Source organism: Actinomadura xylanilytica (assembly GCF_030283145.1).
Taxonomy (GTDB): Bacteria; Actinomycetota; Actinomycetes; order Streptosporangiales; family Streptosporangiaceae; genus Spirillospora; species Spirillospora xylanilytica.
On record NZ_JASNWE010000001.1, the window covers coordinates 808,646 to 823,678 of the forward strand.

The 15,033-nt window shown below is 74.7% G+C and carries 13 protein-coding genes and 1 pseudogene; 8 read left to right on the forward strand and 6 right to left on the reverse strand.

Annotation, left to right across the window (positions count from 1 at the left end; translation table 11 throughout):
- Positions 1-50: 50 nt before the first annotated feature.
- The 6 genes and pseudogenes from QP090_RS03815 to QP090_RS03840 all read right to left on the reverse strand — a co-directional run.
- Positions 51-2,249 (reverse strand): bifunctional copper resistance protein CopD/cytochrome c oxidase assembly protein, encoded by a 2,199-nt coding sequence (locus QP090_RS03815; RefSeq protein ID WP_285937040.1) that lies wholly within the window; start codon positions 2,247-2,249, stop codon positions 51-53.
- Positions 2,242-2,868 carry a copper resistance CopC family protein gene (locus QP090_RS03820; protein WP_285937041.1) on the reverse strand — a complete coding sequence of 209 codons (627 nt, stop codon included), beginning with the start codon at positions 2,866-2,868 and terminating at the stop codon, positions 2,242-2,244. The genes QP090_RS03815 and QP090_RS03820 overlap by 8 nt, the downstream gene beginning before the upstream one ends.
- Before the next feature lie 101 nt (positions 2,869-2,969).
- Positions 2,970-4,664: an AMP-binding protein gene (locus QP090_RS03825; protein WP_285937042.1), complete on the reverse strand. Its 1,695-nt coding sequence runs from the start codon at positions 4,662-4,664 to the stop codon at positions 2,970-2,972.
- 39 nt (positions 4,665-4,703) lie between these two features.
- A complete protein-coding gene (locus QP090_RS03830; RefSeq protein ID WP_285937043.1) occupies positions 4,704-6,017 on the reverse strand; it encodes a DUF5685 family protein in 1,314 nt (437 codons plus the stop codon).
- A 10-nt stretch (positions 6,018-6,027) separates the two neighbouring features.
- On the reverse strand, positions 6,028-7,398 hold the full coding sequence (locus QP090_RS03835; protein ID WP_285937044.1) for a helix-turn-helix domain-containing protein: 1,371 nt from the start codon (positions 7,396-7,398) through the stop codon (positions 6,028-6,030).
- A gap of 15 nt (positions 7,399-7,413) precedes the next feature.
- Positions 7,414-7,749: pseudogene (locus QP090_RS03840) on the reverse strand (PucR family transcriptional regulator); the annotation flags it as partial.
- Positions 7,750-7,872: 123 nt separating this feature from the next.
- Between QP090_RS03840 and uraH the strand changes: the two are divergent.
- The 8 genes from uraH to QP090_RS03880 all read left to right on the forward strand — a co-directional run bounded on the left by uraH (position 7,873) and on the right by QP090_RS03880 (position 15,032).
- Positions 7,873-8,205 (forward strand): hydroxyisourate hydrolase, encoded by a 333-nt coding sequence (gene uraH, locus QP090_RS03845; RefSeq protein ID WP_285937045.1) that lies wholly within the window; start codon positions 7,873-7,875, stop codon positions 8,203-8,205.
- A 169-nt stretch (positions 8,206-8,374) separates the two neighbouring features.
- Positions 8,375-9,823 carry an NCS2 family permease gene (locus tag QP090_RS03850; RefSeq protein ID WP_285937046.1) on the forward strand — a complete coding sequence of 483 codons (1,449 nt, stop codon included), beginning with the start codon at positions 8,375-8,377 and terminating at the stop codon, positions 9,821-9,823.
- A gap of 126 nt (positions 9,824-9,949) precedes the next feature.
- The gene (locus tag QP090_RS03855; protein ID WP_329520040.1) at positions 9,950-11,143 is read left to right on the forward strand and encodes a glycerate kinase; all 1,194 of its coding nucleotides are present in this window, start codon (positions 9,950-9,952) and stop codon (positions 11,141-11,143) included.
- A gap of 135 nt (positions 11,144-11,278) precedes the next feature.
- A complete protein-coding gene (locus QP090_RS03860) occupies positions 11,279-12,088 on the forward strand; it encodes an SAM-dependent methyltransferase (RefSeq protein ID WP_285937047.1) in 810 nt (269 codons plus the stop codon).
- Between the two features lie 144 nt (positions 12,089-12,232).
- A complete protein-coding gene (gene ald / locus QP090_RS03865; RefSeq protein WP_285938562.1) occupies positions 12,233-13,351 on the forward strand; it encodes an alanine dehydrogenase in 1,119 nt (372 codons plus the stop codon).
- 24 nt (positions 13,352-13,375) lie between these two features.
- Positions 13,376-13,966 (forward strand): histidine phosphatase family protein, encoded by a 591-nt coding sequence (locus QP090_RS03870; protein WP_285937048.1) that lies wholly within the window; start codon positions 13,376-13,378, stop codon positions 13,964-13,966.
- A gap of 102 nt (positions 13,967-14,068) precedes the next feature.
- Positions 14,069-14,368, forward strand: a complete 300-nt coding sequence (locus tag QP090_RS03875) for a metal-sensitive transcriptional regulator (protein ID WP_285937049.1) — start codon at positions 14,069-14,071, stop codon at positions 14,366-14,368.
- 181 nt (positions 14,369-14,549) lie between these two features.
- Positions 14,550-15,032, forward strand: coding sequence for an MFS transporter (locus tag QP090_RS03880; RefSeq protein ID WP_285937050.1), 483 nt, complete (start codon positions 14,550-14,552; stop codon positions 15,030-15,032).
- Position 15,033 lies beyond the last annotated feature (1 nt).

Here is a 15,033-nt window from a genome sequence, read left to right on the forward strand (position 1 = left end):
TCCCCCTCGGGGCGGTCCCCCTCCCCCGTGCGGGGGAGAAGGACCCGCGCTCAAGGTTTCCGGGCCTTGCCGTCGCCCCCGCCGCCGTCCTCGGCGGCGTCATCAGCGATCTTCGCGCTCTGCCCGGTCTGCTCGGTCTGCTCGGTCTGCTCGGTCTGCCCAACCTTGGTCGGGCCGGCCTGCGTTTCCTCGGCGTCCTTGGCGGCCAGCTTGGCGAGCCGGGCGTTGTAGAGGGCCAGCTCGTCGTCCTCGGGACGTCCCCCGTCGCGCTCGGCCCGGTCGGCCTTGCGGTCCTCGCGCCGGGCCTGCCGCTGGTCGTCGAAGTACCACTGGAAGGCCAGCACGAGCAGGACGATGAACGTGGGGATCTCACCGAACGCCCAGGCGATGGCGCCGCCGGTGTGCTGGTCCTTGATGATCGAGGTGCCCCACGGCGGGTCGACCGCGGTGTACCAGCCGCGGGCGAGCGGCTGCCCGAGGCTCATCAGCGCGATCCCGAAGAACGCGTGGAACGGCATGGTGACGAACAGCAGCAGGATCCGGCCCGGGTAGGGCAGCTTCCTGGGCGCCGGGTCGACCCCGACCAGCACCCAGAAGAACAGCGTGCCCGAGAGCAGGAAGTGCACCATCATCGCGATGTGCCCGAGATGGCTGCGCATCGACGCCTCGAACAGCGGCGTGAAGTACAGCGCGAACGTGCTCGCCACGAAGATGATCGTGGCCACCGCGGGGTGCGCGACCAGCGCGGTGAAGCGGCTGTGCAGCGCGGCGGTCAGCCACTCGCGCGGGCCCCGGTCGCCGCGCACCCGGGCGGGTTTGAACGCGCGCAGCGCCAGCGTCACCGGGGCGCCCAGCACCAGGAAGATCGGGGTCAGCATGGACAGCACCATGTGCTGCACCATGTGCACGCTGAACAGGATCGGCGCGTACCGGGCGGCGCCCGTCTCGGTCACGATCACGATGGTGGCCAGCCCGATGAACCAGGCGGCCGTGCGTCCCGCCGGCCAGGCGTGGCCGCGCCGCCGCAGCCGGACCACGCCCGCCACGTAGAGCGCGGCGAGCACCGCGACCAGCACCGCGAAGAAGAAGTCGAACTGCCACAGCGTCGCCAGCCGGGCCGGGGTGAGCGCCGGCGGCAGGTCGTAGCCGATGAGCGCCTTGATCGGGCTCTCCTCGGTGGTGGGCGCGGGCGGCGCGGTGCGCGCCAGCGCCACCGCCAGGCCCATGGTGCCGGCCATGACCGCGACCTCGACACTCGCCAGCCGGGCGAACAGCCAGGACGCGCGCCGCCCCGGAGCGCCGGACGGGGCACCGGACGGCGCGCCACCGGACTCGGCGGCGGCGAGGGCGGGCACGGTGCGGCCCCGGTGCCACCAGCCGAACCAGCCCAGCGCCGCGAACGCGATGATCTTGCCGAGGGCGAGCCGGCCGTAGTCGGTGCCGAGCATCTCGGCCGGGTCGGGCAGCCGGGCGATCACGTTGACCAGCCCGCTGACGCCGACGGTGACGTAGCACCACAGCGCCATCCGGCTGAACCGCCCGGCCATCACCCCGAGGCCGGGCCGGCCGCGCAGCGCGTGCGCACCGACGATGGCGAGGCCGCCGACCCAGGGGGCGACCGCGGCGACGTGCAGGGCGACGCCGGTGACCGCGACCGAGTGGTTGGCCGCGGACGCGGAGTGCCCGGTGAGCGGCGCGGGCAGCAGCGCCACCCCGGCCATCGCCAGCAGCCCGAACGCGGCGGCGGGGGTGGTGGTGGTGCGGGCCAGCAGCGCGACGACGACGGTGAGCAGCACCACCAGCATCAGCGCGGTGCCCTGCGGGAGCTGGCCGACGTAGCTGCTCAGCTCGCTGCCGGTGAGCACCTCGCCGACCGGCTGGCCCAGCACGTCGGCGACGGTGAAGATCAGGGTGGCCGCGGCGGCGGCGGCCCAGGCGGCGGCCAGCCAGGACGCGGCCCGCAGGTAACCGATCGCGTCCGCCGACAGCCGGGGCGCGCCCCGGCCGCCCTCCAGCGGGAGCAGCGCCGCCGCGGCGAGCAGCGCGCCGACCGTCAGGGCGCCGCCGAGGTCCATCACCAGGCGGGACACCGGCAGTCCCCAGCGGGTGACCGCGCCGGCGTCGCTCAGCCCGGGGATGACCTGCTCGGCGACCGACCCGCCGAGGAGCAGGCCGGCCGCCAGGACCGCGATCGCCACGGCCGCGGCGACCGCCGCGGTCCGCAGGATGCGCAGGCCGGTCCTACTCACCGCTGCCGGCCGCCGGCCGCTGCCTGCGCTTGGCCCGGAGCACCAGCGCGCCGCCGATGCCGATGCCGATCAGCACCCCGCCGCCGATCATGATCCAGGTGACCATCCCCGACCCCGAGTCGTCGGTGGCCTTCGCGGGCTCCTGGTCGGCCTTGAGCGGCTGCTCGTCGGCGGTCGCGGCGGCGCCGGTCTGCTCGGCGGCGGCGACCCCGCCGGTCGTCGGCTCCTCGCCACCGCCGCCGCCCTCGCCCGCGGTGGCGGTGAACTTGAGGTCGGCCTTCTGGATCCGGTGCCCGTCCTCGCCCACCACCCCGTAGGCCACGGTGTAGGTGCCGGCGGGCAGCGCGGCGGACAGCTTCTGGGTGACCTTCGGGCCCTCGTGCTCGGCCTTGCCCTGCTGGAACGCCTTGCCCGCGGCGTCCTTGACCACCACCTCCGCGAAGCTGATCTTGTCGCTGAAGACCAGCTCGACCTCGGTGACCGAGGCGGCCGAGGCGTCCTTGCCGGGGGTGCTGCTCACCAGCCGGGTGTGCGCGAGCGCCGGCGTGGCCAGCGCCCCGCCGAACGCGACGACGAGGGCGGCGACGACGCCGAGGCGGCGCATCGGCGGAAGGGGCATGAAGGTCTTCATGGGAGGTGGATCTCCAGTCAGGGGTGGATGCCGCCCACTAGCCTACTGAGCCCCGCCCGTGCGGACGCCCCGGGTGGATCGGCGGCCGTTCAGAGGGCCGTCAGGACGTGCGCGCGGCCGTGCGCCGCGAACTCGGCGCGCAGCTCCCCGGCCCGCGCGTGCGTCAGCGGCTCGTAGGCGAGGTCGCGGCCGGGCCGCCACCAGACCGGGTCGCCGGCCTCCCAGCGGGTGCGGCGCAGCGGGCGCTTGTCGACCTTGCCGGTCGCGGTCAGCGGCATCGCCCGGACGAGGCGGACGAAGCGGGGCGCCCACTTGGTGCCGAGATCGGGCTGGGCCGCCAGGAACGCCGCGAACGCCCCGGGGTCGAAGCCCCCCGTCCCGCCGGGGTCGCCGTGCAGTTCCAGGGCGGCCATGACCTGGTCGCCGGTGCGCGGATCGGGGACGGGGTAGACCGCGCACATCACCACCGGCGCCCAGCGGGCCAGGATCCGCTCGACCGGGGCGGCGGCGAAGTTCTCGCTGTCGACCCGGAGCCGGTCGGCGCCGCGTCCGGCGAAGTAGAAGAAGCCGTCCTCGTCGCGGTAGCCGAGGTCGCCGCTCCAGTACTTGCCGTCGCGGACCCGCTCGGCGTCGGCGGCGGGGTCGTTGTAGTAGCCCTCGAACGCGGCGGCGACGTTCAGCCCGACGATCTCGCCGATGGCCTCGCCGGGGTTGGCGAGGCCGCCGGAGCCGTCGAAGCGCGCGCGGGCGCACTCGGCGCCGGTCTCCGGGTCGAGGACGGCGATCCGGATGTCGCGCTGCGGCACGCCGAGCGCGTCGGGCGGCGTCTCCGGGGTCTTCTGCATGGCGATCGCGCCCTCGCTGGACCCGTACCCCTCGATGATCCGGCAGCCGAACCGGGCGGCGAACCTGGTCATGTCCTGCGCGGACGCCTCGGTCCCGAACGCGGCCCGGAGGGTGTTGGCGGCGTCGCCGGGGTCCTCGGGGGTGGCCAGGATGTAGGCCAGGGCCCGTCCGACGTAGTTGAAGTAGGTCACGCCGTACCGGCGCACGTCGGGGAGGAACCCGGACGCCGAGAACCTGCGGCGCAGCGCGACGGTCGCGCCCGCGTGGGCCGCCATCGCCAGGTTCGCCATGACCGCGTTGCCGTGGAACAGCGGCATCGCGGCGTAGGTGACCGAGTCGCGGGTGATGCCCATCTGCGCGGACCGTCCGGCGATGGACGCCAGGCGGCCCTGGCTGCACGCCACCGCCTTCGGCGTCCCGGTCGAGCCGGAGGTGAACAGCAGGAGCAGCCGGTCGTCCGCCCGCGGCTCGCGGCCCGGCCCGGCACCCACGCCCGCCTCCGGCTCCGGGACGGCGTGGAGCCGGTCGCGGTAGGCCGGGGAGTCCACCACGTGGACGCGTCCGGCGGGGAACGGCTCGGGGAACTCGGCCAGCAGCGGGACGTGCGCGGCGTCGGTGATGATCAGGTCGCAGTCGGTGTGCCGGACGTCGGCGGCCAGCTCCGCCCCGCGCCGGGTCGGGTTGATCCCCACCACCGTGGCCCCCGCGAGCGCGGCGGCGCCGATCCAGTAGACGTACTCGGGGACGTTCTCCAGCAGCACCCCGACGTGGCGCGGCCGGCCCGCCGGCGCGGGGCACGCCCCGGCCAGCATCCGGGCGCGCGCCCGGGAGGCCGCCACCATCTGGGCCCAGGTGCGGGTCTCATCCTCGAACCGCAGCCCGGGGTGCTCGTCGTCGGTCCGTTCCAGCAGCACTCTCGCGAAGGTCTCGCTCGCCACGCGGCGAGACTGTCACCCAAACGATCGCTTGGTCAAGTCCTAGCAGTCGATGCAGCAGCAGCCACAGCATTCGCACCCGCAGCCGTCACATCCGCAGCCGTCACAGCCTGAGCAGCCTGAGCAGTCGGGGCAGTCGCAGCCGCCATCGCAGGCACGGCTGCACCAGCAGCGGTCCGAGCAGTCCTGGCCGTGGTGCTTGCTCCACTCCGGCTGGAAGACCCCGCACGTCATGCAGACCACGGTGCCGGTGAAGCACGGAAGCGGGAATCCCGGCCGCTGGCCGGAAGGCCCATGCCCGGAGCCCCCACCGCCCGGACCTCCCCAGCCGCCGCCTCCGCCGCCCCAGCCGCCATCGCCGCCGCCCCAGCCGCTTCCGTCGCCTCCGGGCGGCGGCTGCGCCCCCTGCTGGGGCTGCTGCGGGTAGGGCCCCTGCGGCGGGTACGGGCCCTGCTGGGGATACGGGCTGTGCTGCGGGTACTGGCCGGGCGGGGGGCCTCCCGGGTATCCGGCGAAGACGCGGTCGACCGAGCGGCGCACCTCGCGTCCGAGCAGCGCCCGGACGAGCGCCGGGCTCTCCAGCTCGAGGTCGGCGAGCGCGAGCCGCAGCCCGTGCAGCGCGTCGTCGCAGTGCCGGCGCGCCTCGGCCGGGCCGGTGCCGGTGGCCACGAGCGGGTTGAACGCGCCCGCCGCCAGGTCGGGCCGGACGTCCTCGACCGCGTCGATCAGGTGCGCGAGGCGGCCGAAGAAGCGGCCCGCCTCGGCCAGGGACTCGGCGTTGTGCTCCTTGCCCGCCAGCACCGCGGTGTGCGCGAACACCGCGGCGACCGCCGTCTCGGTCGGCTCGGTCAGCTCCAGCAGCCCGAGCCCGCCCGCCGCCTCCAGCGCGCCCTGCCGCGCGATCGCCGCGCGCAGCACGGCCGGGTCGAAGCCCACCGCCGCGCCCGTCCGGCCGCCGGCGGCGTCCCAGCGCCCGGCCATCCGCCCGGCCGCCGAGGCGACGAGCCGGCGCGCGTACGGGCCGTCGCCGTCGGCCACGTGGTCCCGCGTCTTGCCCGCCGCGAGCAGCAGGGACGTCGCGGCGGCGAGCTGGGCGCCCTCGGCGCGGGCCGTGACCACCTCGGCACCCTTCATCCCGCGCAGCGCGCAGCGCCCGGCCTTGCGGCGCGGCGACCGGTCCGGGCGCTGCGCCTCGACCAGGACCGACACCAGCAGCCCGTCGTAGTTGGTGACCAGCCGGGCCGCCTGCCCGTGCTCGTCGCGCAGCGTCAGGCACAGCCCGCACAGGTGCGCCATCCAGTCCTTGAAGAGCGTCCCGCACAGGCCGTGCCGGCACGGCCTGACGACTCCGAACACGTCCCGTCCCTCAGACGCCGGCGCAGGTCAGCGCGCGCCGGTACGCCGACAGCCGCGGCCCCTCGTCGCCACCGGTCTCGGCGAGCACCTCGGCGAGGTCGAACCACGCCTGCGCCGCCTCCCGCGACGACTCCATCTTCTCCAGATGGGTCGCGGCCCCGGCGAGCGCCTCGACGGCGCGGTCGCGGCGGCCGAGCCGCACCGACGCCTCACCGAGGACGGTCAGCGCACCGGCGGTGGCCCGCCGCGGCGCGCCGCCGAGCAGGTCCATCGCCTCCTCGGCGAGCCGGACCGCCTCGGCCGGGCGGCCGAGCGCGTTCTCGGCGCGGGCCAGCTCGGTCAGGCACCGGGCGACGTCGATCTCTCCGGCCGCGCTCGCGTCGGCCTCGCCGCGCACCCGGGCCAGCAGCTCGCGGGCGCGTCCGGACTGGTCGGGACGGGCGCGCAGCAGCAGCCCCGCGTAACCGACGCGCAGCCGGTTCAAGCCCCGCGGGTCGGCCCCGCCCTCATCAAACGGCTCCCCGGCCCCGGCCCCGGCGGGCCCGACCGCCTCCTCCGCCGCCCCGACGACGTCGTCGCCGGCCAGCGCCAGCGCGCGTTCGGCGAGCGCGACGCCCTCCTCGTACTCGCCGCGGACCTCCGCGACGTAGGCGGCCTCCCAGTACGCAGCCATCCGCGCGCGGTCGCTGCCGATCCGCTCGGCCCGTTCGACGAGCTGCGCCGCGAGCTGCCGGGCCCGCACCAGGTCGCCCCGGCCGATGAACGCGGCCAGCAGCGCCGCGCCGAGGTCGATCGCCGCGTCGGTGGCGTCGGCGCCCGTCGCGATGAGGTGGCGCAGCGCCCCCTCGGCCACCTGGACGGCGGCGCTGATGTCGCCGCGCTCGCGCAGGCAGCGGCTCAGCGCGACGTGCACCTTGGCCCAGTGGTCCAGGTCGGCCTCGGCGGAGGCCGCCTCGGTCAGCTCGCGCAGGCCGCCGATCGCGTCCTCCAGCTCGCCGGCCGCCTCCTGCGCGAGCGCGTAGCCCCACCGCGCCTGGTGCAGCATCTCGGGCAGCGCGACCGCGTCGGCGCTGGCGAGCACCTCGGCGTACCTGGCGCGGGCCTCGCCGGCCGCGCCGTTGCGCAGCGCGATCTCGGCGTAGTCCAGGGTCACCCGCAGCTCGTCCACGACGTCCTCGCTGACGCCGCTGACCAGGTACGTCGCCGAGCAGTTCAGCTTGACCGCGAGCAGGTCCACCACGCTCGGCGCGGGCACCCGCTTGTCGCTCTCGATCAGTGAGATATAGCTGTCGGACAGCTCGGGGAAGGCGAGCTGGGCCTGGCTCACACCCTGCCGGATGCGCAGGGCCCTGATCCGCTGCCCCAGTGTCTCCCGGTCCATCGTTTGACCACCCGCCTACGAGGTTCTCGCCGGGCGCACGGCGCGCAGGGCGAGGAAGAAGTCGACTCGATCTTCCAGTGTGCCGAGGTCGCGGCCCGTTAGGTCCTCGATCCGGCGAATTCGGTACCTAAGCGTGTTCACGTGGACGTGCAGCCTGGCCGCGGTCGTGCTCCAGGACCCGGAGCAGGACAGGAAGACCTCCAGCGTGTGCAGCAGCGCGGCGCGGCGCGCGCTGTCGTACTCCTCCAGCGGCCCGAGCATCCGGTCGCGGAACGACGAGCGCGTCCCCTCGGGCACCGAGGCCAGCAGCGACGCGTACGAGTCGGCGCCCGGCACGCCGCGCGGAAGCCCCTCGTCACCGCTCGCGCCCGCCGAGTCTCGCATTCGCACCAAGGCAGGCTATAGCGGTTCGATCTCGGCACGGGGCGCAGGCCTGGCGAACCCGCCGGGCGGACGGGCTGGTGTACTTGCGCCATGACCGTATCCACGCACGTTCTCGACACGCATCGCGGGAGCCCGGCGCCGGCGGTCCCGGTGCGGCTCGACCGTCACGACGGGGAGTCCTGGCGCCCGGTCCAGGAGGGGGAGACCGACGGGCGCGGGCGCTGGACGGCCGCCGGCGGCGCGGGCTCCGAGCCCGGGACCTACCGGCTCCGGTTCGGCACCGGCCCCTACTTCTCCGGAATCGGGACCGACACTTACTACCCCGAGGTCGTCGTCGTCTTCACCGTCCCGGCGGGCAGCGGGCACCACCACGTCCCCCTGCTGCTCAGTCCGTTCGGCTACTCCACCTACCGGGGCGACTGAGCGGGCGGCCGAGCAGCGCCATAAAGCTCCACGAACCAGCACGGATCCGACACGACGGCCCCTGGAGGGCCGTTTCGACCACAACGGGTCATGGGCAGCTAATCTGTGCACGCCTTTTTCGAGATCACCGCCTGTGCGTGATCATGCTGCTGGATTCGGAGCGCGCGTCATGTCGCACGTCACTACCGCCGAGCCCGGGGACGCCCCACCGCCTCAGGGCCCTCGCAACCCCCTGGACCGGTTCTTCGACCTGACCGGGCGCCGGACCAGCGTCGGGCGGGAGGTGCGCGGCGGCGTCACGACGTTCTTCGCGATGGCCTACATCATCCTGCTGAACCCGATCATCTTGGGCGGGGCCAAGGACGTCAACGAGGCGACGCTGTCGATCCCGCAGCTCACCACGATGACGGCGCTGTCGGCGGCGATCACCACGATCATCATGGGCCTGGTCGGGAACGTGCCGCTCGCGCTGGCCGCGGGGCTCGGCATCAACGCGGTCGTCGCCTTCCAGGCGGCGCCGGTGATGACCTGGCCGCAGGCGATGGGGCTGGTGGTGATCGAGGGGTTCGTGATCGTCCTGCTGGCCCTCACCGGGGTGCGCGAACGGATCATGAACGCGATCCCGCTGGCGCTCAAGCACGCGATCGCGGTCGGCATCGGCTGCTTCATCGCGCTGGTCGGGCTGGTGGACGCGGGCTTCGTGACCTCCAAGACGGAGAGCCCGCCGCTCGCCCTCGGCACCGGCGGCCACCTGGAGACCTGGCCGGCGCTGGTGTTCGCGGTCACGCTGCTGCTGATGATCGTGCTGTACGTGCGGCGGGTGCCCGGCGCGATCCTGATCAGCATCGTGGTCGGCACCGTCCTGGCAGTGATCATCGAGAGCACGGCCTCGCTCCCCGACAACGGCTGGGGCGTGGTGACGCCCGCGATGCCGGAGAAGCTGTTCGCCGCCCCCGACTTCGGGCTGCTCGGCGAGGTCGACCTGTTCGGCGGGTTCGGCCGGGCCGGGGTCGTCACCGCGCTGGTCGTGCTGTTCACCCTGGTGCTGTCGGGGTTCTTCGACGCGATGGGCACCATCCTCGGCGTCAGCGACGAGGCCGGCCTGGTGGACGAGCGCGGGCAGGTGCCCCGGCTCGGCCGGATCCTGTCGGTGGACGGCGTCTCGGCCGCGCTCGGCGGCGTGACCAGCTCCTCGGCCAACACTGTGTTCGTGGAATCGGCGGCCGGCGTGGGCGAGGGCGCCCGCACCGGGCTGGCCAACCTCGCGACCGGCGCGCTGTTCACGGTCACCCTGTTCCTCACCCCGCTCGCCGAGGTGGTGCCGGCGCAGGCCGCCGCCCCCGCGCTGGTCGTGGTCGGCGCGCTGATGATGGCGCAGGTCGCCAAGCTCGACTGGAGCGACCTCGGGATCGCGATCCCGGCGTTCCTCACCATCGTGTTCATGCCGTTCACCTACTCGATCACCAACGGGATCGGCGCCGGGCTGATCGCCTACAGCGTGATCCAGGCGGCCCGCGGCCGGTGGCGGCAGACGCACTGGCTGCTGTGGATCATCTCGGTGGTGTTCGTCCTGTACTTCGGGCTGAACGTGGTCGAGCGGGCCCTCGGCGTGAAGTAGTCCCGGATCGCGGCGCCCGCTCTCGCGGAATGGGAAGTCTCGGGGGCCGTTCGGGTGTCAAATAGTGCCGTCATGGCGTAAGCAGAAGGTAGGACCTTACCTCCCGGCGTGAAAGGCGTGGCTGTGGTGTCCGCGGACTCTCCCCCCGACCGGCCCCCGCCGCCGGTCCCGGCCCCCCCGGTCCCGGCGCCGCGCGGTCACGTCCTGCTCGCGCCCGACCGGTTCGAGGGCGCGCTGACCGCGGCGCAGGTCGCCCGGCACCTCGCCGCCGGGCTGCGCCGGGCCCGGCCCGGCGTCCCGCTGGTGGAGCTGCCGGTGGCCGATGGCGGCGACGGCACCGCCGAGGCCGCGATCGCAGCGGGCTGGCGGCGGGTCGAGGTGGAGGTGTGCGGGCCGATCGGCCGCCCGGTCACCGCGGCGCTGGCGCTGAACGGCCGCAGCGCGGTGGTGGAGCTGGCCGAGGCGTCCGGCGTGCGCCGGCTCCCGGACGGCCGGCCCCGCCCGATGGTCGCCTCCAGCGTCGGCACCGGGCAGCTCATCGCGCACGCGGTGCGGCTCGGCGCCCGGCGGATCGTGCTGGGCCTCGGCGGCGGCGCCTGCGCCGACGGCGGCGCGGGCCTGGTGCAGGGCCTCGGCGGCCGGCTGCTGGACGCCCTCGGCAAGGACCTGCCGCCCGGCGGCGCGGCGCTCCGCTCGCTGCACCGGCTCGACCTGCGCGGGCTGCCCGACCTGTCGGGCGTCCGGGTGGTGGTGGCCGGCGACGCCGCCGGGCCGCTGCTCGGCCGCGCCGGGGCCGCCGCGGCCGGCGCGCGGCGGGGCACCACCCGCGAGGAGGCGCGCGCACTGGAGGCGGGGCTGCGCCGGTGGGCCGACCTCGCCGAGGCCGCCTCCCGCCGGACGGCCCGCGACCTGCCGGGGGCCGGGACGGCGGGCGGGGTCGGGTTCGCCGCGCTGGCGTTCCTCGGTGCCACGGTGGAGCCCGGCGCGTCCCTCATGCTCGACCTGCTCGGCTTCGCCGACAAGGCGCGCGGCGCGCTGCTGGTGGTCACCGGCGAGGGCGTGCTGGACGCCCAGTCGCTGCGCGGCCGGGCGCCGATCGGGGTGGCGCGCGCCGCCGCGCGGGCGGGCGCGCCGGTCGTCGCGGTGACGGCGCGGCGCGGGCTGACCGGCGAGCAGCTCCGCAAGGCCCGCATCCAGGCCGTCTACACGCTGGCCGACATCGAGCGCGACCCCGACCGCAGCGGGCGGCGCGCGGGCCCGCTGCTCGAGCAGCTCACCGTGGCGATCGCCGACGAATGGCTGCCGCCGGCGCGGCACTGACCCCGGCGGGATCGTTCCACCAAAGATCGCCTGGTTTCCGGCCTTCCGGCTGTCCATCCGAGTACGATTCGGCCCCAAAGGCACCGGCCCCCCGGGCGCGGACGACTCCAGAGCGGCACCACGCGGAGGACCGACATGGCGGACGAGCGGTACAACTGGGCCTCACTCGGGATCGACACCACCAAGCCGAGCATCGCCCGCACCTACGACGTCGTGCTGCGCGGCAAGGACAACTTCGAGGTCGACCGGGCGTTCGTCGACCAGATCGTCAAGGTCGTCCCCGAGATCTACGACGTGGCCGCCTACAACCGCCAGGTGCTCGGCCGCGGGGTGCGGTACCTCACCGAGGAGGCCGGGCTCCGGCAGTTCCTCGACCTCGGCTCCGGGCTGCCCACCGTGCAGAACACCCACCAGGTCGCACAGGCGTCCGCCGCCGACGTGCGGGTGGTGTACGTCGACAACGACCCGATCGTGCTGGCGCACGGCCGCGCACTGCTGGCCGAGAACGACCGGACCACGGTGGTCACCGCCGACGTCCGCAGGCCCGAGGAGATCCTCGCCGACCCCGAGGTCCGCCGCCTGATCGACTTCGACCGGCCGGTCGGGCTGATGCTGGTCGGCATCCTGCACCACCTGCACGACGACGAGGGACCGCAGCGCATCGTCGACACCCTGATGGACGCGGTGCCGTCCGGCAGCCACCTTTTCGTCACCTGCTTCTGCGCGTCCGGCCAGGAGTCGCGGGACGCCGAGCAGCAGTACCTGGCGATGCTCGGCACCGGCCGCTTCCGCACCCCCGACGAGATCACCGCCTACTTCGACGGGCTGGAGCTGCTGGAGCCGGGCGTGGTCGCGCTGCCGCTGTGGCGGCCCGAGGGCGAGGTGCCCGCGGAGCTGAGCGTCGGCCAGCGGCTGATGTTCGGCGGCATCGCCCGTAAGCCCTGACCCGCCCGCCCGACCGTCCACCTGAGCGGCCTTACATAGTGTCAGCGGAACGGGGAACACCAATACACGCTGCGCATGGCCGCGAGGGACGCGCGGGCCGCACGCTGTAGGCGTACATCCTGGTCAGCGTTGACGGAGGACACCGTGAAGATCGGCGTTCCGCGGGAGATCAAGAATCACGAGTACCGGGTGGCGATCACCCCGGCGGGGGCGCACGAGCTCACCCGCCACGGACATGAGGTGTTCGTCGAACGGGGCGCCGGGCTCGGGTCGGCCATCCCCGACGAGGACTTCACCGACGCGGGCGCCAAGATCCTGGACGGCCCGGACGAGGTCTGGGCCGAGGGCGACCTGATCCTCAAGGTCAAGGAGCCCATCGCCGCCGAGTACCACCGGATGCGCCGGGGCCAGACCCTGTTCACCTACCTGCATCTGGCCGCGTCCCGCGAGTGCACCGACGCGCTGCTGTCGGCCGGCGTCACCGCGATCGCGTACGAGACCGTCCAGCTCCCGAGCGGGGCACTGCCGCTGCTGGCGCCGATGTCGGAGGTGGCCGGGCGGCTCGCGCCGCAGGTCGGCGCGTACAACCTGATGGCCTCCAACGGCGGTCGCGGCGTGCTGCCGGGCGGCGTGCCCGGCGTCGCGCCGGCCCGGGTGCTGGTGATCGGCGGGGGCGTGTCCGGGCTCAACGCGGCGCAGGTCGCGGTGGGCATGGGCGCGGCGGTGACCGTCCTGGACGTCAGCGTCGACCGGCTGCGGCAGATCGACGCGATCTACCAGGGCCGGCTGCGGACCGCGGTGTCCAACGCCTACGCCCTCGACCAGGAGGCGCGCGCCGCCGACCTGGTGATCGGCGCGGTGCTGATCCCCGGCGCGCGGGCGCCCAAGCTGGTCTCCAACGACCTGGTGGCGCGGATGCGGGCCGGCTCAGTGCTGGTCGACATCGCCATCGACCAGGGCGGCTGCTTCGAGGACTCGCGGCCGACCACGCACGCCGCGCCCACCTACCGGGTGCACGAGTCGATCTTCTACTGCGTGGCCAACATGCCCGGCTCGGTGCCCACCACCTCCACCCAGGCGCTCACCAACGTCACCCTCCCCTACGCCGCCGCGATCGCGGGCCGGGGCTGGCGGGACGCGCTGCGCGCCGACCCGGCGCTCGCGCTCGGCCTCAACACCCACGGCGGCGACCTGGTCTACGACCACGTGGCCGAGGCGCACGGGCTCCCGCACGTCCCCCTGGCGGCCGTCCTCGCCGCATGATCGGGCCGCCCTTAGGGTGAGGGCATGGGGCAACTGATCATCCTGCGGCACGGCGAGACCGAGTGGAGCCGGGCGCGCAGGCACACCGGCCGGACCGACCTGCCGCTGACCGGACGCGGCGAAAGGCAGGCCCGCTCGCTGGCCGCGCCCATGGCGGCGCGCCGGGTCGTGCGGGTGGTGTGCAGCCCGGCCGAGCGCGCCCGCCGCACCGCCGCGCTGGCCGGGCTGAGGGTGGACGAGGCCGACCCCAACCTGTGGGAGTGGGACTACGGCGGCTACGAGGGCGTGACCAGCGAGGCCATCCGCGAGGGGCGCCCCGGCTGGCTCCTGTGGGACGACGGGGTCGTGCCCGGCGACGCCGAGCACCCGGGCGAGCCGGTGGAGCGGGTCGGCGAGCGGGTGGACGCGGTGCTCGCGCGGGTACGGCCGTACCTCGCCGAGGGCGATGTGGCCCTGGTCGCGCACGGGCACGTGCTGCGCGTCCTCACCGCGCGCTGGCTCGGGCTGGAGCCCGCCGCGGGACGGCTGTTCGCGCTCGACACCGGTACCCTGTCCACGCTCGGCACCGAGCACGACCGGCCGGTGATCACCTCGTGGAACCTGCCGCCCGGCTGAGCGCGCGGGCCGGGCGGGACCGCGGGATACCATACCCCTCGGGGGTCGGCCCCCGTGCGGCGGCCCGCCGACCGCGGCCCCGGACCGATTGCGAGGACGACGATGGCGACCAGCGACACCCCCACCCGCGGCTACACCGCCAGCAAGGACCAGCTCCAGACCCGGCTGCGCCGGATCGAGGGCCAGGTCCGCGGGATCGAGCGGATGGTCGAGGACGATCGCTACTGCATCGACATCCTCACCCAGATCAGCGCCATCCAGGCGGCCCTCGACAAGGTCGCGCTCGGCCTGCTCGACGGGCATGTGCGGCACTGCGTGGCCGAGGGCGCTGAAGAGGGCAAGTCCGAGGCCATGTCCACCGAGCTGATGGCCGCGGTCGGCCGCCTCATGCGCCGCGGCTGACTCCCCCCCCTCTCCCGAACGGGCGGGGTCAGGCGTTCAGGTCGTCGAGATCGTCCAGGCGAGGCGCGCCCTGGCACGCGCGGCGGGCCGGGCAGTGCGCGGACCAGCCGGTCCCGTTCGGCCCGTCCGGTCCGTCAGGTCCATCCGGTCCGTCAGGCTCGGCGCGGGCCGCGTCGTCCCGGTGGGCATCGTCCTGCTGGTGATCGGCACCGTCCCGTTCGCGCTGGTCGGCCCGGACACCTCGTACTGGCTGCTCGGCGCCGCGCTGTACGTGCGGGGGCTCGGGCTCGGCAGCACGATGATGCCGACGATGTCGGCCGCGGTCACCACGCTCAGCCGGACGGCGGTGTCGCGCGCCAGCAGCTCGCTGAACATCATCGTGCAGCTCGGCGGATCGGTCGGGACGGCGCTGCTGGCGGTCATCCTGTCCCGCGAGATCAGCTCGGGGATCCCCCGGCGGGGCGGCGGAGGCGGCGGCACCGACCAGATGGGCGGGCTGCCGGACCAGGTCCGCGAGCAGATCGCGCCGAAGCTGGCGGACGCCTTCGGCACCACGTTCTGGGTCGCGCTCGGCCTCACCGCCGTGCTCGTCCTGCCTGTGCTGCTCCTGCCGCGGAACGCCCCGGCGGGCGGCGCGGGCGAGGCCCCTCCCCCGGCGCTCTGAC